The sequence below is a fragment of the Halomonas sediminis genome (assembly GCF_044871105.1).
In the GTDB taxonomy this organism is placed as follows: domain Bacteria; phylum Pseudomonadota; class Gammaproteobacteria; order Pseudomonadales; family Halomonadaceae; genus Vreelandella; species Vreelandella zhuhanensis.
Genome location: NZ_CP085246.1, coordinates 3,106,199 through 3,130,649, shown reverse-complemented (window position 1 = coordinate 3,130,649; position 24,451 = coordinate 3,106,199). Strand labels below are relative to the sequence as shown.

Below are 24,451 nucleotides of genomic sequence, written 5' to 3'. Positions count from 1 at the left end.
GCCGAAAAGTCGCTGCAACGCCCTCTTGACTTCAAGCGCATGGCCCCCATATAGCCCCGCACACGATAATTTCTAGACAGTTGCTCGCGATGCCAGGGTTTATGTCGGCACGGTGTCACTCAAATTTTCAGGAGACTCGCATGGCTAAAGATCCACAGACCCCCCTTGATGAAGAGCTGAAGCGGCGCGATGAAAAGCCGGAAACCCCCGAACAGGAAGCCGAAGAGCGCCTAGTGGAAGGGGAGCTTGAAGGCTTGATTGAAGATGAAGAGCCGCTGGTGGAGCCGGCCTCGGGCAGCGAAGCGGAAGCCGATGTGTTGGCGGCCCGTGTGCAAGAGCTGGAACAGAGTCTGGAGCAGGCCAATGACCAGGTCTTGCGTGCCGCTGCCGAGGCTCAGAACGTACGTCGACGTGCCGAGCAGGAAGCCGAAAAAGTGCGCAAGTTCGCCTTGGAACGCTTCGTGAAAGAACTGTTGCCGGTGGTCGATAGCCTGGAAAAAGCCCTGGAATCCATGGGCGAGGATGCTTCCGAAGTTCACCGCGAAGGCGTGGCGATGACGCTGAAGATGCAGCTGGACGTACTGGGCAAGTTCGGCGTGGAAAGCATCGAGCCGCAAGGTGAGCCGTTCGACCCCCAGGTGCATGAAGCCATAGCCATGGTGCCTAACCCTGAGCTTGAGCCCAATACTGTGATGGAAGTGATGCAGAAGGGCTATCTGCTCAATGGACGCCTGGTTCGTCCTGCCATGGTAGTGGTCAGCCAGAAGGCCGGTTAAGTCGCAGGGCAGATGCTCAATCGGTAAAAAAGCCCTTGAAAAGCTGCCGGCGGCCCCCAAATAGAGGGGCAACCCGCGGTAAATGCCGCACTTAACATCTTTGTATTTTTTGTCACAACTAATTTTGAGGTTTTCGCTATGGGACGCATCATTGGTATCGACCTGGGCACCACTAACTCCTGTGTTGCTGTGCTTGACGGCGACAGCGCCAAGGTCATCGAAAACGCTGAAGGCGGTCGCACGACGCCTTCCATCATTGCTTACACCGATGAGGGTGAAATCCTGGTGGGCCAGGCGGCCAAGCGCCAGGCGGTCACCAATCCGGAAAATACCCTCTACGCCATCAAGCGTCTGATCGGCCGTCGCTTCAAGGATGACGTGGTTCAGAAAGACATCAAGATGGTGCCTTACACCATCACTGAGGCCGACAACGGTGATGCCTGGGTGCAAGTGAAAGACAAGAAGATGGCGCCACCGCAGGTCAGTGCCGAAGTACTGAAGAAGATGAAGAAGACCGCGGAAGACTACCTGGGTGAAACCGTCACCGAAGCTGTCATTACCGTTCCGGCCTACTTCAACGACAGCCAGCGTCAGGCGACCAAGGATGCTGGGCGCATCGCCGGTCTGGACGTCAAGCGCATCATCAACGAGCCTACCGCAGCCGCCTTGGCCTACGGCATGGACAAATCGCGTGGCGACAAGACCATCGCGGTCTATGACCTTGGGGGTGGTACCTTCGATATTTCCATCATCGAAGTGGCCGATGTCGACGGCGAAACTCAGTTCGAAGTGCTGGCCACCAACGGTGACACCTTCCTGGGTGGTGAAGACTTCGACTTGGCGTTGATCAACTATCTGGTCGACCAGTTCAAGGCGGATAGCGGTATCAATCTGTCCGGCGACAACCTGGCCATGCAACGTCTGAAAGAAGCTGCAGAAAAAGCCAAGATCGAGCTTTCCAGCGCCCAGCAGACCGACGTCAACCTACCGTACATCACGGCTGACAACACCGGTCCGAAGCACCTCAACGTCAAGGTGACCCGCGCCAAGCTGGAAGCCCTGGTCGAAGAGCTGGTTCAGCGCTCACTCGAGCCGTGCAAGATGGCGCTCAAGGATTCCGGCCTTTCCGCTTCCGAGATCGACGAAGTGATTCTGGTCGGCGGCCAGACGCGCATGCCGATGGTGCAGAAGAAGGCGGCTGAATTCTTCGGCAAGGAAGCGCGCAAAGACGTCAACCCGGACGAAGCCGTGGCGGTGGGCGCCGCCATTCAAGGTGGCGTATTGGGCGGCGACGTGAAAGACGTGCTGCTGCTTGACGTCACACCGCTGACCCTGGGTATCGAAACCATGGGCGGCGTGATGACACCGCTGATCGAAAAGAACACCACCATCCCGACCAAGAAGACCCAAACCTTCTCGACCGCGGATGACAACCAGACGGCCGTGACCATTCACGTCCTGCAGGGTGAGCGCAAGCAGTCCACCGGCAACAAGTCTCTGGGTCGCTTCGACCTGGCCGACATTCCACCGGCACCGCGTGGTGTGCCGCAGATCGAGGTTGCCTTCGACCTGGATGCCAACGGTATTCTTAACGTCTCGGCGAAAGACAAGGCCACCAACAAGGAACAGTCCATCGTCATCAAGGCGTCCAGCGGCCTGACCGATGAAGAGATCGATCAGATGGTACGCGATGCCGAAGCGCATGCCGACGAGGACAAGAAATTCGAAGAGTTGGTGCAGCTGCGTAACCAGGCCGATGGCATGATTCATGCCACGCGCAAGACGTTGGAAGAAGCCGGTGACAAGGCCTCGGATGACGAGAAGCAGGCGATCGAAACTGCGATTACCGAGCTTGAGGAAGTGATCAAGGGGGATGACCGCGAGGTTATCCAGACCAAAGTCGACGCCTTGACCGAAGCCTCAGGCAAGCTGGCGCAGAAGCTCTATGCCGAGCAAGCCGATGCCGCCCAGCAAGAAGGCGGTGAAAGCGAAGCCAAGCCGGAAGAAGACGTGGTTGACGCTGAGTACGAAGAAGTCAACGACGACAAGAAAAAGCAGTAACCACTCTTTCTGCTTCTGCCAAGGAATGCAGTGACGCGGGGGCCAGCCCCCGCGTTGCTGTATCCGTGGTCAAGACTCTTTGCTTAAACCAGGAGGCGCAAAGGACCCATGTCCAAACGCGATTATTACGAAGTCCTGGGTGTGGAAAAAGGGGCCGATCAGAAAGAGATCAAGCAGGCCTATCGCCGACTGGCGCAAAAATTCCACCCTGACCGTAACCCGGAAGATAGTACTGCCGCCGAAAAATTTCGTGAGGTTTCCGAAGCCTACGAAGTGCTTAGCGACAACGAAAAACGGGCTGCCTATGACCAATTCGGTCATGCAGGCGTTGATGGCCAGGGCGGCGGTGGCGGCTTCGGTGGAGGTGGCGCCGGCGATTTCAGCGATATCTTCGGCGATGTGTTCGGCGATATCTTCGGTGGAGGTGGAGGAGGCCGTCGGCGCGGGCCCAATGCCCCAGCCCGCGGTTCGGACCTGCGCTACAACCTGGAGCTTGACCTGGAAAGCGCGGTATCGGGGACCACAGTGGATATCCGCGTGCCGCGTCATGTGGCATGTGACCGCTGCGATGGTAACGGCGCCGAGCCGGGCTCCAGCGTGGAAACCTGCCCGACCTGTGCCGGGCATGGCCAGGTGCGCATGCAGCAGGGTTTCTTTGCCGTCCAGCAGACGTGCCCGACCTGTCATGGCAGCGGCCAACACATCAAGGTGCCGTGCCACAAGTGTAACGGCGAAGGCCGTGTACGCGAGACACGCACCCTGTCGGTCAAGATTCCGCCCGGTGTGGATACCGGCGACCGAATTCGCCTGAATGCCGAAGGTGAAGCGGGAATCAACGGTGGCCCACCCGGGGATCTGTATGTCCAGGTGGCCATCAAACCGCACCATATCTTCCAGCGGGAAGGGCGTCACCTGCACTGCGAGGTGCCGATCAACTTCGTTGACGCGGCGCTGGGCGGCGAGCTGGAGGTGCCAACGCTGGATGGGCGGTTGAAGCTCAAGATTCCACCCGAGACCCAGACAGGCAGGCTGTTCCGCTTGCGTGGCAAGGGTGTCAAGCCGGTACGTGGCGGCCCGCCTGGAGACCTGCTGTGCAAGGTCGTGGTGGAAACCCCGGTCAAGCTCAATGAAGAGCAGAAAGACCTGCTGCGCCAGTTTCAGGAAAGCCTGGAAAGCAGCACCAGCAAGCACAGTCATTCGCCCAAGAAGAGCGGTTTCTTCGACAGCGTGAAGAAGTTCTTCGAAGAGATGAAGCCGTAACAGGCAATGTGCTTTGCATGTTGAACAAGCCCCGGCCTTCGCAAGAAGCCGGGGTTTTTTAATGCCTTTAGCTCAGTCCGGCTCGCGGCCAAGCGTCTCGGCCAGGCGGGGGAAATAGGGCCTGATTTCGGCATAAAGCGTTTCAGCATCGTTGGCGTGGCGCCGTGAGAAATGAAAGGGCACCAACTGGCCGACACCTGCGGCGGTGGCTATTTCGCCGCAGGCGCGAGCGGTAAGGTGGCCGGTACGCTTGGCCTGGTCGGCTTCATCTTCACGAAAGGGCGCCTCGCAGAATAGCACATGAGCATTTCTAGCCAGGGTAATCAAACGCTTGCGGTTATCTTCGGTGTCGCCCAGGTCGGTGGCGTACACCAACCGTTTAGCTGGCTCGGTAAACAGCAAGGCTTGGGACAGCGCTTCTATCGGTGCAGTCCCGCCATTGGGCAGGGTCATCCGAGTATCGCTGTTGCCCGCTCGAACGTGGTGCTTGAGCTCGCCCAGCCAAGGCCCCGGCGCCAAGCCATGGGCTTCAAGTCGCTCTTTGCGCACTTTTAGCTGGGTTTGGGGTTCGAAAGCGAACGCCAGCACTGGCGTGCCGTGATCGAGCGTCGTGGCGCGTACCCGAAACTCCTGTTCTTCGAGCAATACGCCATCTCGGGCCGGGCGGGCGGGAAGTGCTGTCAGCGCTTGACCGGCAGTCAGCAAATAACGCTTGAGAGTGTCTCCATGAAGTTCCTGTATGTCAAAGCGTGGCGCCCTGTCGGCCACCCGGTCCCAAAGTATCCCGCCTACCAGGCCAGCCAAGTGCTCGGCAAGACCGGGCGGGCCGTAAAATCGGCAGGCGGGAAAGTCCCCAATTCGCGAGCGCAGTAGCCAGAGAAAACCGCCAATGTGATCGATATGCGCATGGCTGATAAACACATCGCTCACTTGGTGGGCGAGGCGCGATGTCAAGCGGCCAGGGTCGCCCAGATCGAAAAGCAGGCTGCGCTTTTGGTGCCGTATGCGTAAATGCAGCAAAGGGTCGCCGTAAGCCCCGTTCATCAGGGTCACCATGTAACCATTGAGACGCACCGTCGGACGCGGGCCGTTTTGGGCGTCGAGTGGGGGGAGCGCCATGGCCGGCTCAATAGTCGACGCTGGCTGAGGTGCCCGGTAAGGTCGAGCGGTACCTAGCTGACCATTGCGGCGGCGTTGCGCATCGCGGACCACCAGGGTGTGGGGAGGCTGTTCAAGGGCTGGGGCTAGAAAGTGCAGCCTGCCGTCCCGAAGCTCAATGACCTCGCCCAGGGCCAGTGTATTGCCTTGGACATCGAGTAAGCCGAGCTGTTGGCCACGCCAGGCGTCGGTGGCGCTGCGCGGGGGTGGTGTGCCGATCACGGCCAGGTGTGAAAGCTCGATACTCTGCTCGGTGGCGCTGGCTAGGTAAGCGTCCCAGGCCTGGGTACGGCGTTGGGTGCGCAATTGCTTGCCCGGATGCTGCGCCTGGGGGTCGGGGGTGATTGTCAATTGCTCGATGACCAGAGCGCGATATTCCTGGCTGAATGTATCGGGAGCATCACTGGGTTTCAGCTTGACCAAGGTATCGATGTGCCCCGCACTGACAAGTGCCGGCAGCAGTTCGGCGCCACCAATGCCTCGTGCTACACCGGGTGCGTCGACGATCAAGGGCGCTTCGGCCAAGGAGGTACAGAGGTGGCGCAGTGCCTCGATCAACGGCAACCGGAAGCGCGAAGCGTCGAGTGTCGCCAAGGCCGCCATTTTCTTGAGCTGCCAGTCACCTGCGCCATGTTCATCCTGCTGCCATTTTCCCAGGCACAGCGCTCCGGGCGGGCCGAAACCAGGCAGGCCGGGGTCGGCGCTCAGGCAGTAGCAAGGTAGGTTCTGATCGGCGAGGCTGGCTGCGGCAGCTCGGGCAAGGGTGGTCTTGCCGCTGCCGGAAGGGCCGGTCAATAACACTCGCGAGTGTCGCTTCAGCCGTAGAACTAGAGGGTGGTCTGTCGAAAGAGGGCTAGGGATTGGCTGCATGGCGGCTCCTCGTGTCGGCTTGCCGGGGTATCTCCAGTGTGGTTGATTCGGTTGTGCTTGCCCAGCAGCCTGCTGCCCGAGAAGGGGGTGGCTCTGGTATACTCACCGCCATTGTCGATGTCATTGAACTTTGCAGGAGTCCGCATGAGCCGTCACGCCCCTCGTATCGCCATTGTCGGTGTCGCCGGCCGCATGGGCCGCACCTTGGTAAACGCTGTTGAACAAGAGGCTGGTGCCACCCTGGCCGGCGGTATTGTCGAGCCGGGAAGTTCGCTTGTCGGGACGGATATCGGTGAGCTGGCCGGGCAGGGCAAGCTGGGCGTGACGGCGGTGGATTCGCTGGCCGCGATCGTCGATGACTTCGACGTGTTGATCGACTTCACCGCTCCCCAGGTGACACTTGCCAACCTGGCGTTTTGTGCCGAGCACGGCAAGCGCATGGTGATCGGCACCACCGGCATGAACGATGCCGAGCTTGCCCAGCTGGACGGCTATCGTACCAAGTTGCCCATGGTATTCGCGCCCAACATGAGCGTGGGGGTCAATTTGACGCTTAAGCTATTGGAAACCGCTGCCAAGGCACTGGGCGACGAAGGCTACGATATCGAAGTGATCGAAGCCCACCATCGCCACAAGGTGGATGCACCTTCGGGTACCGCGCTCAAGATGGGAGAAGTAGTGGCTGAATCCCTGGGGCGTAGCCTCGATGAACACGGGGTATTCACTCGCGAAGGGCGGTGCGGGCCGCGCACCGGTAAGGAAATCGGCTTTGCCACGGTGCGGGCCGGCGATATCGTGGGGGAGCATACGGTGATGTTCGCGACAGAAGGCGAGCGCATCGAGATCACTCACAAGGCCAGTAGCCGCATGACATTCGCCAAAGGCGCAGTGCGTGCGGCGCGCTGGGTGGCGGACAAGGAAATCGGCCGTTACGACATGCAGGATGTGCTGGCATTGAACTGAGGCTCCTTGGGGGTAGTCGAGGGGTGCTAAATCCTGTAAAATTGCAAAAATTTTGGCCGGGTGCCTGAAGTAGAGAAGTCATAAAGCGACGCGCTTGTTGCGTTGGCCAACCCGAGCATCGAACAACAAGCGGGATGAAACCGATTTTTCCATCGGCTTTGTCCCGCTTTTTTACGACCCGAAATTCGTTGATCGTGGGTGCGAACGTTCGCATCCGCAGGATTGCCGAGCCTGCGCCCACGGGCTCCACCAGCATGGGAGGATCTTGTCTTGAACAAACCCGCATTGAACAAACCCGCGATACTGGCTCTGGAAGATGGCAGTGTATTTCATGGCACGGCCATCGGTGCCGATGGACAAACCAGCGGTGAGGTGGTGTTCAATACGGCCATGACCGGTTACCAGGAGATTCTGACCGACCCCTCCTATACCCGGCAGATCGTTACCCTTACCTACCCGCATATCGGTAACACCGGGGTTAACGCTGAAGACGTGGAGTCCGACGGTATCGCTGCCGCCGGCCTGGTAATTCGTGACCTACCCTTGATCGCCAGCAATTTTCGCAGTGAACAGACTCTTTCCGATTACCTGAAAAGCCAGAACGTCCTGGGTATCGCCGATATCGATACTCGCCGCCTGACGCGGATTCTTCGCGACAAGGGGGCTCAGAAAGGGGCGATTCTGGCGGGGCCGGATGCCGAAGGTGAAGACGCTGTCGAGCGTGCGCTTGAAGCAGCCAAAGCGTTCCCGGGGCTCAAGGGGATGGATCTGGCCAAGGTGGTCTCCTGTCAGGCGCCTTACCAGTGGTCAGAAGGTGAATGGGATCTGGGTAGTGGTCATGCCGATACCCCCCAGGGCGAGCGTCCCTTCCATGTGGTGGCCTTCGATTATGGAATCAAGCGCAACATCATGCGCATGCTCGCGTCACGCGGTTGCCGCCTGAGTGTGGTGCCGGCGCAAACACCGGCCGCCGAGGTGCTGGCGATGAACCCCGATGGGGTTTTCCTGGCCAACGGCCCGGGCGACCCGGAGCCCTGCGATTACGCCATCAAGGCGATCGAGCAGCTTCTGGAAACCGATATTCCCTTGTTCGGTATTTGTCTGGGCCATCAATTGCTGGCCCTGGCCAGTGGCGCCAAGACAGTGAAAATGAGCCATGGCCATCATGGCGCCAACCATCCGGTGCAAGACCTGGATACCGGCAAGGTAATGATCACCAGCCAGAACCACGGCTTCGCTGCCGATGAGTCGACGCTGCCCGCGACACTGCGCGCCACGCACCGTTCGCTGTTCGACGGCACCTTGCAGGGAATCGAGCGTACCGATCGCCCGGCCTTCAGTTTTCAAGGCCATCCGGAAGCCAGCCCTGGCCCGCGCGATGTCGCACCCTTGTTCGATCGTTTTGTCGCGATGATGCAGGCGCGTCGCTAACGCGAGCCCGAAATCCGTCGTCATTCGTCACTTTTTTGCGGGAACCGTCATGCCCAAGCGTACCGATATCAATAGCATTCTTATCATTGGCGCCGGCCCGATCGTGATCGGCCAGGCCTGTGAATTCGACTACTCCGGCGCCCAGGCGTGCAAGGCGCTGCGCGAGGAAGGCTACCGAGTCATTCTGGTCAACTCCAACCCGGCCACCATCATGACTGACCCGGCCATGGCCGATGCCACCTATATCGAGCCGATTACCTGGCAGACGGTGGAGAAGATCATCGAAGCCGAGCGCCCCGATGTGATCTTGCCCACCATGGGCGGCCAGACCGCGCTCAACTGCGCCCTGGAGCTGGACGAGCATGGCGTGCTCGAGAAATACGGGGTGGAGATGATCGGCGCCAACGCCGAGGCGATCAACAAGGCCGAGGATCGCGACCTCTTCGACAAGGCGATGAAAAACATCGGCTTGGCGTGCCCCAAGGCTAAGGTGGCTCACTCCATGGCCGAGGCCTGGGAAATCCAGGCCGAGCTCGGCTTTCCGACCATCGTGCGACCCTCCTACACCATGGGTGGCTCCGGCGGCGGGGTGGCGTACAACAAGGAAGAGTTCGAGGAAATCTGTGGGCGCGGCTTCGAGCTTTCCAGCAACCATGAGTTGCTGATCGATGAATCGCTGCTGGGTTGGAAGGAATACGAGATGGAGGTCGTTCGCGACAGGAACGACAACTGCATCATTGTCTGTGCGATCGAAAACTTCGACCCCATGGGCGTACATACCGGCGATTCCATCACCGTGGCCCCGGCCCAGACGCTGACCGATAAAGAATATCAGATCATGCGCGATGCCTCCCTGGCGGTGCTGCGTGAAATCGGTGTCGAGACCGGTGGCTCCAACGTCCAGTTCGGAGTCGACCCCAAAACCGGGCGCATGGTGGTCATCGAGATGAACCCCCGCGTCAGTCGCTCGTCGGCGCTGGCCTCCAAGGCGACTGGCTTTCCGATCGCCAAGATCGCCGCCAAACTTGCCATCGGTTACACCCTGGATGAGCTACAAAACGACATTACCGGCGGCCGCACCCCGGCGTCGTTCGAGCCTTCGATCGACTACGTGGTCACCAAGATTCCGCGTTTCACCTTCGAGAAATTTCCTCAGGCCAATGACCGTCTGACCACGCAAATGAAGTCGGTAGGCGAGGTGATGGCCATCGGGCGCACGTTCCAGGAGTCCTTGCACAAAGCTTTGCGCGGTCTGGAAACCGGCAACGACGGACTCGACCCGATCATTACCGATTTCACACCGGATGCCATGGCGCGTATCAAGGGTGAGCTTCAGGCCGCTGGCGCCGAGCGCATCTTTTATATCGCCGATGCCATGCGTGCTGGCATGAGCGTCGAGGAAATTTTCGAGCTAACCAATATCGATCCCTGGTATCTGGTGCAGATCGAAGACCTGGTACGCACCGAGCAGGAAGTCGCCAAGCGCTCTTTGGCCGACTTCAGCGCAAGCGAACTGTATGCCATCAAGCGCAAAGGATTTTCCGATGCGCGTCTGGCAAGCCTGTTGGGCGTCTCGGATAAAGAGTTCCGCAAGACACGCCAGAAACACGGCATTCGCCCGGTCTACAAACGCGTGGATACTTGTGCCGCCGAATTTGCCTCCGATACCGCCTACATGTATTCCACCTATGAGGAAGAGTGCGAGGCTGAGGTTTCCGATCGCCAGAAAATCATGGTGCTGGGCGGCGGGCCCAACCGTATCGGTCAGGGGATCGAGTTCGATTATTGCTGCGTGCATGCGGCGCTGGCGATGCGCGAGGATGGTTACGAGACCATCATGGTCAACTGTAATCCGGAAACCGTCTCCACCGATTACGATACCTCGGACCGTCTCTATTTCGAGCCGGTGACGCTGGAAGACGTTCTGGAGATCGCCGACAAGGAAAAACCGGTCGGTGTGATCGTGCAGTTTGGTGGTCAGACACCGCTCAAGCTTGCTCGTGAGCTGGAAGCCGCTGGTGTGCCGATCATTGGCACCACACCGGATGCCATCGACCGTGCTGAAGATCGCGAGCGCTTTCAGGTGATGATCGAAAAGCTAGGTCTCAAGCAGCCACCCAACGCCACGGCGCGCAGCTTCGATGAGGCCTTTGCCAAGGCGGAGAACATCGGCTATCCATTGGTGGTGCGTCCCAGTTATGTGCTGGGCGGTCGGGCCATGGAGATCGTCTACGACGCCTCCGAGCTTGAAAACTACATGACCAATGCGGTCAAGGTGTCCAACGATTCGCCGGTACTGCTGGATTACTTCCTGAGTGCGGCCGTCGAGATCGATATCGATGCGGTCAGCGACGGCAAGCAGGTGGTGATCGGCGGCATCATGCAGCACGTAGAGCAAGCAGGCGTTCACTCCGGCGACTCCGCCTGCGCTTTGCCGCCGTATTCGCTGCCTGCCGAGGTGCAGGATGAAATGCGTGCCCAGGTCAAGCGCATGGCCGTGGAGCTGGGTGTGGTGGGGCTGATGAACGTCCAGCTGGCCTGGCAGGATGGCGAGATCTACGTGATCGAAGTCAACCCGCGTGCCTCGCGCACGGTACCCTTCGTCTCCAAGTGCATCGGCACGTCGCTGGCCAAGATCGCCGCACGCTGCATGGCAGGGAAATCCTTGGCCGATCAGGGCTTTGAGCGTGAAATCGTGCCGCATTTCTATAGCGTCAAGGAAGCGGTATTCCCGTTCAACAAGTTTCCCGGGGTCGACCCCATCCTGTCGCCGGAAATGAAGTCTACTGGGGAAGTCATGGGAAGCGGCGACACCTTCGCCGAGGCCTTCTACAAGGCGCAGCTAGGGGCGGGCGAAGCCATTCCGGCGCTTAGCGGCGAGCGCAAGGCGTTTCTTTCGGTGCGTGAGCCGGACAAGGCGGGTGTTATCGAAGTTGGCCGTTCTCTGCTAGCATTAGGGTTCACGCTGTGCGCCACAAGCGGCACGGCGGCAGCCTTGGAGGCGGCCGGACTTGCTGTGGAGCGTGTCAATAAAGTTTTTGAAGGCCGCCCGCATATCGTCGATCTACTCAAGAACGACGAGATAGCCTATATCGTTAATACCACCGAAGGTCGTCAGGCGATCAACGACTCTTCGGTCATCCGCCGTACCGCACTTGCACGCAAGGTGCCTTATGCCACCACCTTGGCGGGCGCTAATGCGGTGTGCATGGCACTGGAATACGGCAGTGACATTACCGTACGGCGGTTACAGGAACTGCATGCAGGAGCAACGCAATGAATAAGGTCCCGATGACCGTCGCTGGTGAGAAAAATCTGCGCGATGAGCTGAATCATCTCAAGAGTGAAGCGCGCCCTCGGGTGATCGCCGCGATTGCCGAAGCCCGCGAGCATGGCGACCTCAAGGAAAACGCTGAATACCATGCCGCCCGTGAGCAGCAAGGATTCATCGAAGGGCGGATTCAGGAGATCGAAAGCAAGCTTTCCACTGCTCAGGTGATCGACGTGACCAAGCTGCCCAGAACGGGCAAGGTGATTTTTGGTGTCACCGTCGAATTGATCAACCTGAATACCGATGAGGAAGTTACCTATCGTATCGTGGGTGAAGACGAAGCCAATATTAAAGAAGGGCGTATCTCCGTGACGTCCCCCATTGCGCGAGCCATGATCGGCAAGGAGGAAGGCGATGTCGTCGTGGTGAAAACCCCCGGCGGTGAAGTCGAGTACGAGATTGGCAACGTCGAACATAGCTAGCGTCTTGTCGGCATAAAAAAGCCCGCGACCAAGTCGCGGGCTTTTGCGTACGGCTAGCCCCGGTTAGGGGCGAGCAGTGCGTTCAGTGGCGGCCGTGATGATTCTCGAAGCGCTTGATGTTGGAAAGCTTCGGGTTGACCTGAGGGTTGTGACGATACAGCAGCGCCATCTTGCCGATGGTCTGGATCAGTTCGGCGCGGCTATCAGCCAGTAGCTCCCCGATCATCACCGCCCGATCATCGCGCTCCGGCAAGGCTAGCTTGACCTTGATGAGTTCGTGATCGTTGAGGGCGCGGTCGAGTTCCGCCAGCAGATTCTCCGACACACCATTCTCGGAAACGGTGACGACGGGGCTGAGGTGATGGCCGATGCTGCGAAATGCTTTCTTTTGTGCCTGTGACAAGCTCATGGTATCTTGCGGTATCCCAGTTAGCGCTTAACGCTCCATCTTACGGTGAAACGCCTTAGGGTGAAAGCGCTCTTATTTTTCCGACGTGCCTAGATCCCTCATGCAACAAAAGCCTTCAAGTCGCAAGCGTACCAATGTCAGTAAAAAGCCTAGTAGCAATGAAGCTGCTGGTGGCCACAAAAAAACCAGCAAGACAAAAACCAGTTCCACCTGGATGAAAGAGCATTTTGACGATCACTATGTACAGCGCAGCTGGGAAGATGGTTACCGCTCGCGGGCCAGCTACAAGCTGTTGGAGCTGGATGCCAAGGATGCGTTGTTTCGTCCCGGGATGACGGTAATCGACTTGGGGGCGGCGCCCGGTGGCTGGAGTCAAGTGGCCGCGGAAAAGGTAGGGCCCGAAGGGGTTGTGATTGCCTCGGATATTCTGGAAATGGATGCCCTGGCGGGGGTTGAGTTCATACAGGGCGATTTTACCGAGCAGAAGGTGCTGGATGCGATTCTCTCAACGCTGGGGAATCGGCCGGTTGATCTTGTGTTGTCGGATATGGCCCCCAATATGAGTGGTATGGCGGCCATTGATCAGCCTCAAGCGATGTACCTGATCGAGTTGGCGCTGGAATTGGCGAGGGAAACGCTTTCTCCGCAAAGCCGTTTTTTGGCCAAGGTGTTTCAGGGGGAAGGATTTGATGCCTACCTGAAAATGCTGCGCGTCCACTTCAAACGTGTGGTAACGCGCAAACCAGAGGCCTCTCGTGCGCGTTCGCGGGAAGTGTATCTGTTGGCGGAAGGCTTTCGTGGCTAAACTCGATATTAGCTGTATCAATGCCAAGGTGAATGTTTTCTCTTGAATGGATTGAAGCTGCAATAGACTGAATTAATCGAAGCGATTGCCGGACAGGCAGCGCAAGGTGTGTCACATTAGGCAGCATTGACAGGCGTGACACAGATGGCCCGAAGCCGGTCGGCTTCGGTAATGGTTGAACGCTTGATGCCGGAGTAGGTCAAACCATCAACGTTTAACTGACAGATTCTTGCAATGAGGGTACTCCCTTGAATGATATGGCGAAGAACCTGATTCTGTGGTTGGTCATCGCGGCCGTTCTGCTGACAGTGTTCAATAATTTCACGACGGAAAGCGCTCCTCAGACCATGAACTATTCTCAGTTCGTGGAACAGGTGCAAAATCAGCAGGTACGCAGCGTCACCATCGATGGTTACACCATCAGCGGTGAGCGTGCGGATGGCTCGCAGTTCCAGACCATCCGTCCGGCGGCGGAAGATCCCAAGCTGATGGATGATTTGCTGGCTAATGACGTCACCGTGGTAGGCAAGGAACCCGAACAGCAAAGTATCTGGACGCGACTGTTGATCGCGAGCTTCCCGATCCTGCTGATCCTGGCGATTTTCATGTTCTTCATGCGCCAGATGCAGGGCGGTGCTGGCGGCGGCAAGGGTGGCCCCATGAGCTTTGGTAAATCCAAGGCCAAGCTGCTTTCCCAAGATCAGATCAAGACGACGTTTGCGGATGTAGCCGGCTGCGATGAAGCCAAGGAAGAAGTTGAAGAGCTGGTCGACTTCCTGCGCGAACCCACCAAGTTTCAGCGTCTGGGCGGTACCATTCCCCGTGGCGTGCTGATGGTGGGGCCACCGGGTACCGGTAAGACGCTGCTGGCCAAATCGATTGCCGGCGAGGCCAAGGTGCCGTTCTTCTCGATCTCGGGTTCCGATTTCGTCGAGATGTTCGTGGGTGTTGGTGCATCCCGTGTGCGTGACATGTTCGAGCAGGCTAAAAAGCAAGCGCCTTGCATCATTTTTATCGATGAAATCGATGCCGTAGGCCGTTCACGCGGTGCAGGCATGGGCGGCGGCAATGACGAGCGTGAGCAGACGCTGAACCAGTTGCTGGTGGAAATGGACGGTTTCGAGGCCAATGAAGGCGTTATCGTCATCGCTGCCACCAACCGTCCCGACGTGCTGGATCCGGCGCTGATGCGTCCGGGCCGCTTCGATCGCCAGGTAACGGTGGGCCTGCCCGATATTCGTGGTCGCGAGCATATTCTGGGCGTTCACCTGCGCAAGGTGCCGCTGGCGGATGACGTCAAGCCGCAACTTATCGCACGGGGTACCCCGGGCTTTTCCGGTGCCGACCTGGCCAACCTGGTCAACGAGGCGGCACTGTTCGCCGCACGGCGTAATCGGCGTCTGGTGGGTATGGACGAGCTGGAACTTGCCAAGGACAAGATCATGATGGGTGCCGAGCGCAAATCCATGGTCATGACCGACAAGGAAAAGCTCAATACCGCCTATCATGAATCCGGTCATGCGGTGATCGGTCTTGTGATGCCGGAGCACGACCCGGTCTACAAGGTGACTATCATTCCGCGCGGTCGAGCGCTGGGTGTGACCATGTTCTTGCCGGAAGAGGATCGCTATAGCCTGTCGCGCCAGCAGATCATCAGCCAGATATGTTCACTGTTCGGCGGGCGCATTGCCGAAGAGATGACCTTGGGGCCGAATGGCGTGACCACCGGGGCCTCCAACGACATTAAGCGTGCTACCGAGTTGGCCCATAACATGGTGGCCAAGTGGGGCCTTTCCGATGAGATGGGCCCGATCATGTACGATGAGGACGAGTCACATCAGTTCCTCGGTGGTCCGGGTCAGGGCGGCTCCAAGATGAAGTCCGGTGACACGACCACGCGGCTCGACAAGGAAGTGCGCAAGATCATCGATGGTTGTTACCACCAGGCCAAGCAAATCCTGGAAGACAATCGCGACAAACTTGATGCCATGGCCGAAGCATTGATGAAGTACGAAACCATCGATGCCGACCAGCTCAAGGATATCATGGGAGGGCGTGCTCCTCGGCCGCCCAAGGACTGGGATGAAGGTGATTCCAGTGGAGGTGCCAAGGTCGAAGATGATGTTCGAAACGATACCAAGGCATCCAAGCCAAGTGACGATAGCGATGGGGAAGGTGATGACGAGCCGAATCGTCGCCCCTCCGACCCCTTGGGTGGGCCGGCCGGCTCCTAGTCGCTGGTCCGCTTGATATCTACTTTCGTACTGATGGGCGTCCCTAGTGGGGCGCCTTTTTGCTATTCTGGAGAGAATCAGTAACATTTCTTCTTTTTAACCAGGCGACGACATGCAATCCACGGTTGACACCCATACCGACCACGAGCCCCATTTGCGTTGTGGGCGACACCTTCTGGATCTTTCCTTTCCCCGCGTCATGGGAATCCTTAATGTAACGCCGGACTCCTTTTCCGATGGCGGCCAGCATCTGGCTCAGGAGGATGCCCTGCGCCATGCCGAGACGATGTTGGCCGAAGGGGCGGCAATCATCGATGTCGGCGGGGAGTCGACGCGTCCTGGCGCATCGCCGGTCAGTGCTCAACAGGAACTGGACCGCGTTGCGCCGATTGTTGAGCGGTTGGTGCGCGAGCTGGATGCGTTGGTATCGGTGGACACGAGTTGCCCGAAGGTGATGCGTGAGGTTTCCGCCTTGGGGGGAAGCATGATCAATGATGTGCGGGCGCTTGAACGTGAAGGGGCGCTGGCGGCGGCCATGGGAAGTGGTCTGCCGGTATGTTTGATGCATCGCCAGGGTGAACCGCAGGATATGCAGCAGGCGCCGTACTATACGCTGCCGATTGAAGAGGAAGTGGCCGAGTACCTGATCCAGCGAGTCGCCCAATGCGAAGCCGCCGGTCTGCGTCGAGAGCGGTTACTTGTGGATCCAGGTTTTGGTTTCGGCAAGAGCGTGGAGCACAATCTGCGCCTGCTCAGCCGTATGCAGGGATTAACCCAGCTAGGATTGCCGCTGATGGTGGGGATGTCGCGCAAGAGCATGATCGGCAAAGTGCTCGGACGCCCCGTGGAAGAGCGCCTGGCCGGTGGATTGGTGTTAAGCGCCATGGCGGTGGAGCGCGGTGCCAGAATTCTACGGGTGCATGACGTCGCCCCTACAGTGGATGCCATCAACATGGCGTGGGCGGTGCTCCAGGAAGGAAATGAACAGCAGGCAAGAGAGAGGGCCGGCTCATGACTCGACGTTATTTTGGTACCGACGGTATTCGAGGGACAGTCGGGCAAGCCCCGATTACCGCTGACTTCATGCTCAAGCTGGGCTGGGCGACAGGCCGTGTGTTGAATCGCGAGCGTGGGCGCGCCCGGGTCTTGATCGGCAAGGATACGCGGATTTCGGGGTATATGTTCGAATCTGCTCTGGAGGCAGGGTTGTCGGCGGCAGGTGTCGATGTGTCACTGCTTGGGCCGATGCCGACGCCGGGTATTGCTTACCTGACGCGTACATTTCGTGCCGATGCGGGCATCGTAATTTCTGCTTCGCACAATCCTTTTGCCGATAATGGCATCAAGTTTTTCTCTTCGGAAGGCACCAAGCTTGACGACGGAATCGAAGAGCGGATCGAAGCTGAACTCGAAAAGCCGTTGACCACGGTGGCTGCATCACAGCTGGGCAAGGTGGCGCGTATCGACGATGCAGCAGGTCGCTATATCGAGTTTTGTAAATCAACGCTAGCGGATCGCTTGAGCCTGCATGGGCTGAAGATCGTACTCGATTGCGCGCATGGGGCGACGTATCATATCGCGCCTAATGTATTCAGGGAGTTGGGCGCCGATGTCAGTGTCATCGGCGCCAGCCCGGATGGCTTGAACATCAACCACGAAGTGGGTTCCACCCATCCGGCGGCTCTGCGCGCCGCAGTGATTCAGCAGGGCGCGCAGCTGGGTATCGCCTTTGACGGCGATGGCGATCGTGTCTTGCTGGTGGATGCCGATGGCCGTGAGATCGATGGCGACGACATTTTGTATCTGATTGCCACGAACCGTCATGCGCAAGGCAATCTCAACGGCGGCGTGGTGGGCACCCTGATGTCCAACTTTGGGTTGGCCATGGCCATGGAGCAGTTGGACATTCCTTTCGAGAGGGCCAAGGTTGGCGACCGCTATGTGGTGGAGCGCATGGCGGCCAATGGCTGGTATTTGGGAGGGGAATCCTCCGGGCACATCGTTTGTGGCCATGTACAGTCTACTGGTGACGGGATCGTCTCTGCGCTGCAGGTGGTGGCGATAATGATGCGCGAGGGCAGGCCCTTGTCGAAACTGCTCGCCGGTTTGGAGAAAGTGCCTCAGGTGCTGGTTAATGTACGTTTGCCGACCGGCACTCATGCCAAGACGGTAATGGCATCGGAGCCGTTGCAGCAGGCGGTGATAGCGCTGGAAGCCGAGCTCGGCGATCAGGGGCGTGTCTTGCTGCGGGCCTCGGGCACCGAGCCTTTGATCCGCGTGATGGTCGAAGGCAGGGCGCATCTGGATGTCGAGGCGCTGGCGCAGACGCTGGCCCGAAAGGTACAAGCCTTGCTCGATTAGTCCAGCTGTGCTTGCGTCAGCGGTTGTCTTGACAAGGCCGCTCCTATACCATTTCGCTCCACCTTGAGTTAGGAAAGTACGATGCGTACGCCCTTGATTGCCGGCAATTGGAAAATGAATGGCTCCACTGCGTTGGTGGAAGCTTTTGGTAAGGTATTCTCACAGCCAGGGTTGCCGGCGAACGTGGACGTTACGATTCATCCGCCTTTCCCTTATCTGGAAGCGGCGCGGCGTGCCTTCGCCGATACGCGGCTTACCCTGGGCGCGCAAACACTGAACCCGTTGCACTCTGGAGCGCATACTGGCGAAGTGAGTGGAGGCATGCTCAAGGAACTGGGTGTCGAATACGTGCTCATCGGCCATTCCGAGCGGCGCGAGCTGTATCGTGAAAGCGATGACCACGTTTACGATCGTGTGCTGGCAGCCTTGAATGCGGATATAAAGCCTATCTTGTGTGTCGGAGAAACACTTGAAGAGCGTGATGCCGGGCGCACCATGGACGTGGTGTTGCGGCAGGTGGGGTGTGTGATGGCGCCTCTGGGTCCAGTGCAGCGTGCCCAGTTGGTAGTCGCCTATGAGCCGGTATGGGCCATTGGCACCGGTCGCACGGCAACGCCTGAGCAGGCTCAGGAGGTCATGGCCGGGATTCGCCACCATCAAGCGGGTTATGATGAAGAATTGGCGCAGCAGTTGCGCTTGCTTTACGGCGGTAGCATGAACGCCAAAAATGCGGCTGAGCTGCTTGCTCAGCCGGATATCGACGGCGGCCTGGTGGGGGGAGCCTCGCTCAAGGCCGAAGACTTTTACGCCATTTGTCAGTCAGCAGGATAATTCCATGCAAGTTGCAATTCTCATGATTCATGTGGTGATCGCGATCGCCCTGGTTGTCTTGATCCTGTTACAGCAGGGCAAGGGCGCAGAAGCTGGTGCCGCTTTTGGTGGGGGGGCCTCGCAAACCGTATTCGGCTCACGCGGTAGCGGAAGTTTTCTTGCGCGTTTTACCGCCTTCCTGGCAGCGGCGTTCTTCGTGACATCAATGACCTTGGCGTATTTCGCCACCCAGGCCGGTCAGGCGCCTGAGGCCGGTGTGCCGGATGCACGTTTAATCGATCAACAACGCAGTTTGCCAACGCTTGACGACGAAGCCCCAAGTGTGGATAATACCGCGCCAGTGCTTGAGGAAAGCAGCGACTAGCTTTCTTGAGCCTCCCCTGATGCCGAAGTGGTGGAATTGGTAGACACGCTATCTTGAGGGGGTAGTGACCGTATGGTCGTGCGGGTTCAAGTCCCGCCTTCGGCACCATCTGATTTACTGACAGCTTTAACGTCAGTTCTCCAGAATTCAGGTTTGGTACCTGAGACGAAAAAGATTAGCTTGACGTAAGCGCCAAGTAGGTCTATTATCGTCAACCTAGATTGATGCGGGGTGGAGCAGTCTGGTAGCTCGTCGGGCTCATAACCCGAAGGTCATCGGTTCAAATCCGGTCCCCGCTACCATTTTTTAGGCAGTCACTTGTTGGTCCACTTGAGTGGAAGCATGTGGGGATAGCCTAAGTGGTACAACAGGTTTCTTTCAAAAAGCCCCTTCCTGTGAAGGGGCTTTTTGTTAGCAAGCCTTCTCAATAGCGGATGTCTGCCGGTTTACCGGAGACACGTTTCCGGGTAATGCCAATCAGCCACCTAGCTTCTCTTTCAACGCCTGGCCAGGTGCCTGATGCAACGGCTATAGGAGCTTTGTCTGTGGCCATTAAACACGCTGCGCTTCACGCGCTGATCGAGCCTGTCGTTGCCGCCATGGGATTTGAGCTATGGGGTATCGACCATCTGTCCCAAGGCAAGCACTCGCGACTGGTAGTTTACATTGAACGCGATAGTGGCATCAGCGTTGAAGATTGCGCCGATGTCAGTCGTCAAGTAAGCGCTGTCTTCGATGTGGAAGATCCCATTGCTGGTGAATATCGGCTTGAAGTCTCTTCTCCGGGTATGGCGCGCCCACTTTATACCCTGGACCATTACATCCGCTTTCAGGGGCACCAGATAGCCTTGAAGTTACGTCTTCCTTTTGATGGACGACGCAAATTTCAAGGATTGCTAGCCGGTGTTGAAGGGGACGACGTGCTGCTCCAGTTCGAAGGTGAAGAGTACTGTTTTCCCATAGAAAGTATTGACCAGGCGCATATTGTACCGCAGTTCGAGTAGTGCTCTATGGGGTGACGCCGTCGGCAGGCAGCCGGGCTGATGCACATAAGGACAGGTTTTCTGGCGAGGCAAACGCATGAGTAAAGAAATTCTAATGGTCGTTGACGCGATCTCCAATGAAAAAGGCGTCCCGCGAGATGTAATCTTCGAAGCGGTCGAGGCAGCATTGGCTAGCGCGTCGCGTAAGCGGTTCGAGAACGAAGAAGCTAATGTGCGCGTGCATATCGATCGGCGCACCGGCGAATATGAAACGTTTCGTTTCTGGACGGTGGTAGAAGACGATGAGTTCGAAACCCCGGATTACGAAATCAAGGAAAGCATTGCCGAGCAGCGTGATCCGCCGCTCAAGCGTGGCGATGTGGTTGAAAAACTGATCGACAATGCCATGTTCGGACGCATTGCGGCACAAACCGCGAAGCAGGTCATCGTGCAGAAAGTGCGCGAGGCCGAGCGAGCGGAAGTCGTGCGGCAATATACCGATCGCGAAGGCGAACTGGTGGCGGGTATTGTCAAGAAGACGACCCGCGACGGCTTGATCATCGACCTTGGGGATAACGCAGAAGCGTTCCTGCCGCGCCAGGAAATGATCCACGGCGAACGCTACCGCATGAATGAACGAGTGCGGGCGTTGCTGGTCAAGGTGGATCCGGAGGCACGTGGCGCACAGCTGCTGCTGTCACGCACTTGCCCCGAGCTGATCATTGAACTATTCAAAATCGAAGTGCCGGAAATTGCCGAGCAACTTATCGAGATCAAGGGCGCAGCCCGTGATCCCGGCTCAAGGGCCAAGATCGCGGTCAAGACCAACGATCGCCGCATTGACCCGGTCGGCGCCTGTGTCGGCATGCGTGGTTCGCGGGTGCAGGCGGTGTCCAGTGAGCTGCAAAATGAGCGTGTGGACATCGTGCTATGGGACGACAACCCAGCGCAACTGGTTATCAATGCCATGGCACCGGCGGATGTGGGTTCCATCCTGGTGGATGAAGATGCCCACGCCATGGATGTCGCGGTGGCCGAAGATAATCTGGCTCAGGCGATTGGTCGCAGTGGCCAGAACGTACGCCTGGCGTCGGAGCTTACCGGCTGGCGGATCAACGTCATGACCGAGGGCGAAGCCGAGTCAAAGCGCGATCAGGAAATTGATACGTTAGTGGATTCCTTCGTTCAGCACCTGGGCATCGATGACGATGTTGCCCGGCTGCTGGTGGAAGAGGGCTTCACTACCCTGGAAGAAATTGCCTACGTGCCGCTGGAAGAAATGCTTGAAATCGAGGAGCTGGACGAAGATTCGGTGGAAGAGCTCAGAGCGCGCGCCAAGGATGAACTGCTGACCATGGCGATTGCCTCGGAAGAAGCACTCGACGGGGCCCAGCCGGCAGAAGACTTGCTGGAAATGGAAGGCATGGAGCGTCATCTGGCGTTCATTCTTGCCAGTCGCGGTATTGTCACAATGGAAGATCTTGCCGAGCAGGCTGTCGATGATCTGGTCGATATCGAGGAGTTGGACGAAGCGCGCGCAGCGGCACTGATCATGACTGCCCGTGCGCCCTGGTTTGAAGACGACGCCGTGTCGGAATCAAACACACAGTAAACAGGTCACGGGCTGAGGAGGGTCGAGATGTCAGATATGACAGTAAAAGATTTTGCAGCAAAGGTGGGCCGCGATGTGCCCCGCCTGCTGGAACAAATGAAAGAAGCCGGATTGGAACACGCGTCTGAAAACGCCGTGGTGTCCGAAGAAGATAAGCATAAATTGCTGAGTTTTCTGAAGAAAAGTCATGGTGATGAAAGTGATGCCAGCAAGAATCGGGTCACGCTGACCCGTAAGACGCGCAGCCGGATAAAAACCGGTGAACGTGGCAAGACGATTGAAGTTCAGGTGCGTAAGAAGCGTACTTACGTCAAGAGTGACGAGGAAGAAAAGCCCAAGGCACCGGAACCCAAACATAGCGGACCGCGTCAGCTGGTCGGTGATATGGCGGATTCCCAGCAAGCCAAGGCTGAAAAGAAAGTCCGTGACGCTGAAGAAGCTCGCGTGCGTGAAGCCGAGCAAGCCAAGGCTCAGGCCGCTGAGAAAGAAGCGCGTGAGGCTGCCGTGAGACTCGCCACTGCCAAATCTCAAGAAGTACCTGAGGTGCCGGTTCCCGAGCTTGACGACAATCAGCCTTCCGAGGAGCAGCCTCCGGCACCGCCCAAGGAAGGTCGCAGCGACCGTCGTACCGCACCGCCCAAGAAGACCGCGGCGAAAGCCAAGAAAGGGCATCGGGATGACGAGGACCGTGGTGATCGCGAAGAGCGCAAACGGGGCGGCGGCGCTAAAAAAGTCAAGCGCGCCGAGCGTCGTGGTGGCCGTCGCAGTGGCGGTGGCAGCCAGGGCGGCGGCAAGCATGGCTTCCAGAAGCCTACGCAGCCGATCGTGCGTGAAGTGTCGATTCCTGAATCGATCAGCGTTGCTGAGCTGGCGGACAAGATGTCGATCAAGTCCAATGAAGTGATCAAGGCGATGTTCAATATGGGCGCCGCGGTCACCATCAATCAGACTATCGATCAGGACACCGCTGCGGTCGTTGTCGAAGAGATGGGTCACAAGGCCAAGCTGGTCAAGGACGATGCGCTCGAGACTGAAATGCTCGCGGGCATCTCCTATGAAGGCGAAGAGATCACTCGTTCACCGGTGGTCACGGTGATGGGTCACGTTGATCACGGTAAGACGTCTTTGCTGGATCATATTCGTCGCGCCAAGGTGGCAACCGGCGAAGCCGGCGGTATTACCCAGCATATCGGTGCCTACCATGTTGAAGATCAGCACGGTGGTGTCACCTTCCTGGATACACCCGGCCACGCGGCCTTTACCGCCATGCGTGCTCGCGGTGCCAAGGCAACCGATGTGGTCATTCTGGTAGTGGCGGCCGATGACGGCGTTATGCCGCAAACGGTCGAGGCGATCGAGCATTCCAAGGCTGCCGAAGTTCCCATGGTGGTGGCGGTCAACAAGATCGATAAGCCAGGTGCCGATTTCGATCGTATCCGTAATGAATTGTCGCAACACGGCGTCATTTCTGAGGAGTGGGGTGGCGATACGCAGTTCGTGTATGTCTCCGCCAAGACCGGTGACGGCATCGAAGAACTGCTGGAAGCCATTCAGCTGGTCTCGGAAGTGCTTGAGCTTAAAGCCGTGCCGGAAGCGCCGGGTAAAGGTGTGGTGGTCGAATCACGCCTGGACAAGGGCCGCGGCCCGGTCGCCACGGTGCTGGTACAGAACGGTACCTTGAAGAAGGGCGATATCGTGCTGGCTGGCCTGCATTACGGCCGCGTACGTGCTCTGACCAACGAACTTGGCAAACAAGTTGCGGAAGTCGGCCCGGCAATGCCTGTGGAAATTCAAGGGCTAGACGGCACACCTGATGCCGGTGATGACTTCATGGTCGTCGCGGACGAAAGAAAGGCGCGTGAAGTCGCCAACTTCCGTCAAGGCAAGTACCGCGAAGTACGCCTGGCACGCCAGCAGAAATCCAAGCTGGAGAATATGTTCAGCCAGATGGGTCAGGATGAAGTGGCCAAGGTCAACATCGTGCTCAAGGCTGACGTTCAAGGCTCACTGGAAGCGATCAAGGGCGCGCTTGAAGAGCTGTCCACCGATGAAGTCGAAGTGGCGGTGGTGTCTTCCGGTGTGGGTGGTATCACCGGTACCGATGCCAACCTGGCCTTGGCCAGTGACGCTATCGTGGTCGGCTTCAATGTGCGTGCTGATGTCGCGGCCCGTGAGATCATCGAGCGTGAAGGCTTGGATCTGCGCTACTACAGCGTCATCTATCAGCTGATCGACGAGGTCAAGCAGGCGATGAGCGGTATGCTCGCGCCCGAGTGGAAGGAAGAGATCGTCGGTATCGCCGAAGTGCGTGATGTGTTCCGCGCACCCAAGATTGGCGCCGTGGCAGGCTGCATGGTTGTCGAAGGCAGCGTGCATCGCAACAAGAAGATTCGTGTGTTGCGTGAAAACGTCGTCATCTACGAAGGCGAGCTCGAATCGCTGCGTCGCTTCAAGGACGATGTCCAGGAAGTGCGTAACGGCATGGAGTGCGGCATCGGGGTGAAGAACTACAACGATGTTCAGGCCGGCGACAAGATCGAAGTCTTCGACCAGATCAGAGTCGAGCGTAGCCTGTAACGC

Annotated in this window: 18 protein-coding genes and 2 tRNA genes; 18 read left to right on the top strand and 2 right to left on the bottom strand. The window is 58.1% G+C overall.

Features of this window, described 5'->3' with window-relative positions; genetic code table 11:
- Positions 1-140 precede the first annotated feature (140 nt).
- The 3 genes from grpE (at position 141) to dnaJ (ending at position 4,097) form a co-directional block, all read left to right on the top strand.
- Positions 141-776 (top strand): nucleotide exchange factor GrpE, encoded by a 636-nt coding sequence (grpE, locus tag LG290_RS14750; RefSeq protein WP_160418098.1) that lies wholly within the window; start codon positions 141-143, stop codon positions 774-776.
- A gap of 138 nt (positions 777-914) precedes the next feature.
- Positions 915-2,837 carry a molecular chaperone DnaK gene (dnaK, locus tag LG290_RS14745; RefSeq protein ID WP_499835437.1) on the top strand — a complete coding sequence of 641 codons (1,923 nt, stop codon included), beginning with the start codon at positions 915-917 and terminating at the stop codon, positions 2,835-2,837.
- Between the two features lie 108 nt (positions 2,838-2,945).
- Positions 2,946-4,097, top strand: a complete 1,152-nt coding sequence (dnaJ, locus tag LG290_RS14740; RefSeq protein WP_499835436.1) for a molecular chaperone DnaJ — start codon at positions 2,946-2,948, stop codon at positions 4,095-4,097.
- A 72-nt stretch (positions 4,098-4,169) separates the two neighbouring features.
- On the opposite strand, the gene LG290_RS14735 is transcribed toward dnaJ, so the two are convergent.
- Positions 4,170-6,125, bottom strand: a complete 1,956-nt coding sequence (locus LG290_RS14735; RefSeq protein ID WP_499835435.1) for an MBL fold metallo-hydrolase — start codon at positions 6,123-6,125, stop codon at positions 4,170-4,172.
- 144 nt (positions 6,126-6,269) lie between these two features.
- Here LG290_RS14735 and dapB point away from each other — a divergent pair, with 144 nt between their 5' ends.
- The 4 genes from dapB to greA all read left to right on the top strand — a co-directional run bounded on the left by dapB (position 6,270) and on the right by greA (position 12,272).
- On the top strand, positions 6,270-7,088 hold the full coding sequence (gene dapB / locus LG290_RS14730; protein WP_499835434.1) for a 4-hydroxy-tetrahydrodipicolinate reductase: 819 nt from the start codon (positions 6,270-6,272) through the stop codon (positions 7,086-7,088).
- Between the two features lie 285 nt (positions 7,089-7,373).
- Complete coding sequence (gene carA / locus LG290_RS14725) at positions 7,374-8,519, top strand: glutamine-hydrolyzing carbamoyl-phosphate synthase small subunit (RefSeq protein WP_499837119.1); 1,146 nt, start codon at positions 7,374-7,376, stop codon at positions 8,517-8,519.
- Between the two features lie 49 nt (positions 8,520-8,568).
- Positions 8,569-11,799 carry a carbamoyl-phosphate synthase large subunit gene (carB, locus tag LG290_RS14720; RefSeq protein ID WP_499835432.1) on the top strand — a complete coding sequence of 1,077 codons (3,231 nt, stop codon included), beginning with the start codon at positions 8,569-8,571 and terminating at the stop codon, positions 11,797-11,799.
- Positions 11,796-12,272, top strand: coding sequence for a transcription elongation factor GreA (greA, locus tag LG290_RS14715; RefSeq protein ID WP_160418085.1), 477 nt, complete (start codon positions 11,796-11,798; stop codon positions 12,270-12,272). The genes carB and greA overlap by 4 nt, the downstream gene beginning before the upstream one ends.
- An 82-nt stretch (positions 12,273-12,354) precedes the next feature.
- Here greA and yhbY read toward each other — a convergent pair whose 3' ends face one another.
- Positions 12,355-12,681 carry a ribosome assembly RNA-binding protein YhbY gene (gene yhbY / locus LG290_RS14710; RefSeq protein ID WP_160418082.1) on the bottom strand — a complete coding sequence of 109 codons (327 nt, stop codon included), beginning with the start codon at positions 12,679-12,681 and terminating at the stop codon, positions 12,355-12,357.
- A 100-nt stretch (positions 12,682-12,781) separates the two neighbouring features.
- Between yhbY and rlmE the strand changes: the two genes are divergently transcribed.
- From rlmE to infB, 11 genes are all read left to right on the top strand, one after another.
- Positions 12,782-13,486: a 23S rRNA (uridine(2552)-2'-O)-methyltransferase RlmE gene (gene rlmE / locus LG290_RS14705; protein ID WP_499835430.1), complete on the top strand. Its 705-nt coding sequence runs from the start codon at positions 12,782-12,784 to the stop codon at positions 13,484-13,486.
- A gap of 248 nt (positions 13,487-13,734) precedes the next feature.
- Complete coding sequence (ftsH, locus tag LG290_RS14700; RefSeq protein ID WP_160418077.1) at positions 13,735-15,720, top strand: ATP-dependent zinc metalloprotease FtsH; 1,986 nt, start codon at positions 13,735-13,737, stop codon at positions 15,718-15,720.
- Between the two features lie 112 nt (positions 15,721-15,832).
- Entirely contained in the window at positions 15,833-16,735 is a 903-nt protein-coding gene (folP, locus tag LG290_RS14695; protein WP_499835429.1) for a dihydropteroate synthase, read from the top strand.
- Entirely contained in the window at positions 16,732-18,081 is a 1,350-nt protein-coding gene (gene glmM, locus LG290_RS14690; RefSeq protein ID WP_499835428.1) for a phosphoglucosamine mutase, read from the top strand. The genes folP and glmM overlap by 4 nt, the downstream gene beginning before the upstream one ends.
- 81 nt (positions 18,082-18,162) lie before the next feature.
- Positions 18,163-18,912, top strand: coding sequence for a triose-phosphate isomerase (gene tpiA, locus LG290_RS14685; protein ID WP_499835427.1), 750 nt, complete (start codon positions 18,163-18,165; stop codon positions 18,910-18,912).
- Between the two features lie 4 nt (positions 18,913-18,916).
- Positions 18,917-19,276, top strand: a complete 360-nt coding sequence (gene secG, locus LG290_RS14680; protein ID WP_499835426.1) for a preprotein translocase subunit SecG — start codon at positions 18,917-18,919, stop codon at positions 19,274-19,276.
- 21 nt (positions 19,277-19,297) lie between these two features.
- Positions 19,298-19,384 (top strand) — tRNA-Leu (locus tag LG290_RS14675).
- A 117-nt stretch (positions 19,385-19,501) separates the two neighbouring features.
- A tRNA-Met gene (locus LG290_RS14670) sits at positions 19,502-19,578 on the top strand.
- A gap of 243 nt (positions 19,579-19,821) precedes the next feature.
- On the top strand, positions 19,822-20,280 hold the full coding sequence (gene rimP / locus LG290_RS14665) for a ribosome maturation factor RimP (RefSeq protein WP_160418067.1): 459 nt from the start codon (positions 19,822-19,824) through the stop codon (positions 20,278-20,280).
- A gap of 76 nt (positions 20,281-20,356) precedes the next feature.
- Positions 20,357-21,871: a transcription termination factor NusA gene (gene nusA / locus LG290_RS14660; RefSeq protein WP_160418066.1), complete on the top strand. Its 1,515-nt coding sequence runs from the start codon at positions 20,357-20,359 to the stop codon at positions 21,869-21,871.
- 27 nt (positions 21,872-21,898) lie between these two features.
- Entirely contained in the window at positions 21,899-24,448 is a 2,550-nt protein-coding gene (gene infB, locus LG290_RS14655; RefSeq protein ID WP_499835425.1) for a translation initiation factor IF-2, read from the top strand.
- Positions 24,449-24,451 lie beyond the last annotated feature (3 nt).

Excerpts from the sequence above, each read along its gene's own strand:
- grpE (WP_160418098.1), top strand. The coding sequence starts at position 141 with ATGGCTAAAGATCCACAGACCCCCCTTGATGAAGAGCTGAAGCGGCGC.
- dnaK (WP_499835437.1), top strand. The coding sequence starts at position 915 with ATGGGACGCATCATTGGTATCGACCTGGGCACCACTAACTCCTGTGTT.
- dnaJ (WP_499835436.1), top strand. The coding sequence starts at position 2,946 with ATGTCCAAACGCGATTATTACGAAGTCCTGGGTGTGGAAAAAGGGGCC.
- LG290_RS14735 (WP_499835435.1), bottom strand. The coding sequence starts at position 6,125 with ATGCAGCCAATCCCTAGCCCTCTTTCGACAGACCACCCTCTAGTTCTA.
- dapB (WP_499835434.1), top strand. The coding sequence starts at position 6,270 with ATGAGCCGTCACGCCCCTCGTATCGCCATTGTCGGTGTCGCCGGCCGC.
- carB (WP_499835432.1), top strand. The coding sequence starts at position 8,569 with ATGCCCAAGCGTACCGATATCAATAGCATTCTTATCATTGGCGCCGGC.
- greA (WP_160418085.1), top strand. The coding sequence starts at position 11,796 with ATGAATAAGGTCCCGATGACCGTCGCTGGTGAGAAAAATCTGCGCGAT.
- yhbY (WP_160418082.1), bottom strand. The coding sequence starts at position 12,681 with ATGAGCTTGTCACAGGCACAAAAGAAAGCATTTCGCAGCATCGGCCAT.
- rlmE (WP_499835430.1), top strand. The coding sequence starts at position 12,782 with ATGCAACAAAAGCCTTCAAGTCGCAAGCGTACCAATGTCAGTAAAAAG.
- folP (WP_499835429.1), top strand. The coding sequence starts at position 15,833 with ATGCAATCCACGGTTGACACCCATACCGACCACGAGCCCCATTTGCGT.
- glmM (WP_499835428.1), top strand. The coding sequence starts at position 16,732 with ATGACTCGACGTTATTTTGGTACCGACGGTATTCGAGGGACAGTCGGG.
- tpiA (WP_499835427.1), top strand. The coding sequence starts at position 18,163 with ATGCGTACGCCCTTGATTGCCGGCAATTGGAAAATGAATGGCTCCACT.
- secG (WP_499835426.1), top strand. The coding sequence starts at position 18,917 with ATGCAAGTTGCAATTCTCATGATTCATGTGGTGATCGCGATCGCCCTG.
- nusA (WP_160418066.1), top strand. The coding sequence starts at position 20,357 with ATGAGTAAAGAAATTCTAATGGTCGTTGACGCGATCTCCAATGAAAAA.
- infB (WP_499835425.1), top strand. The coding sequence starts at position 21,899 with ATGTCAGATATGACAGTAAAAGATTTTGCAGCAAAGGTGGGCCGCGAT.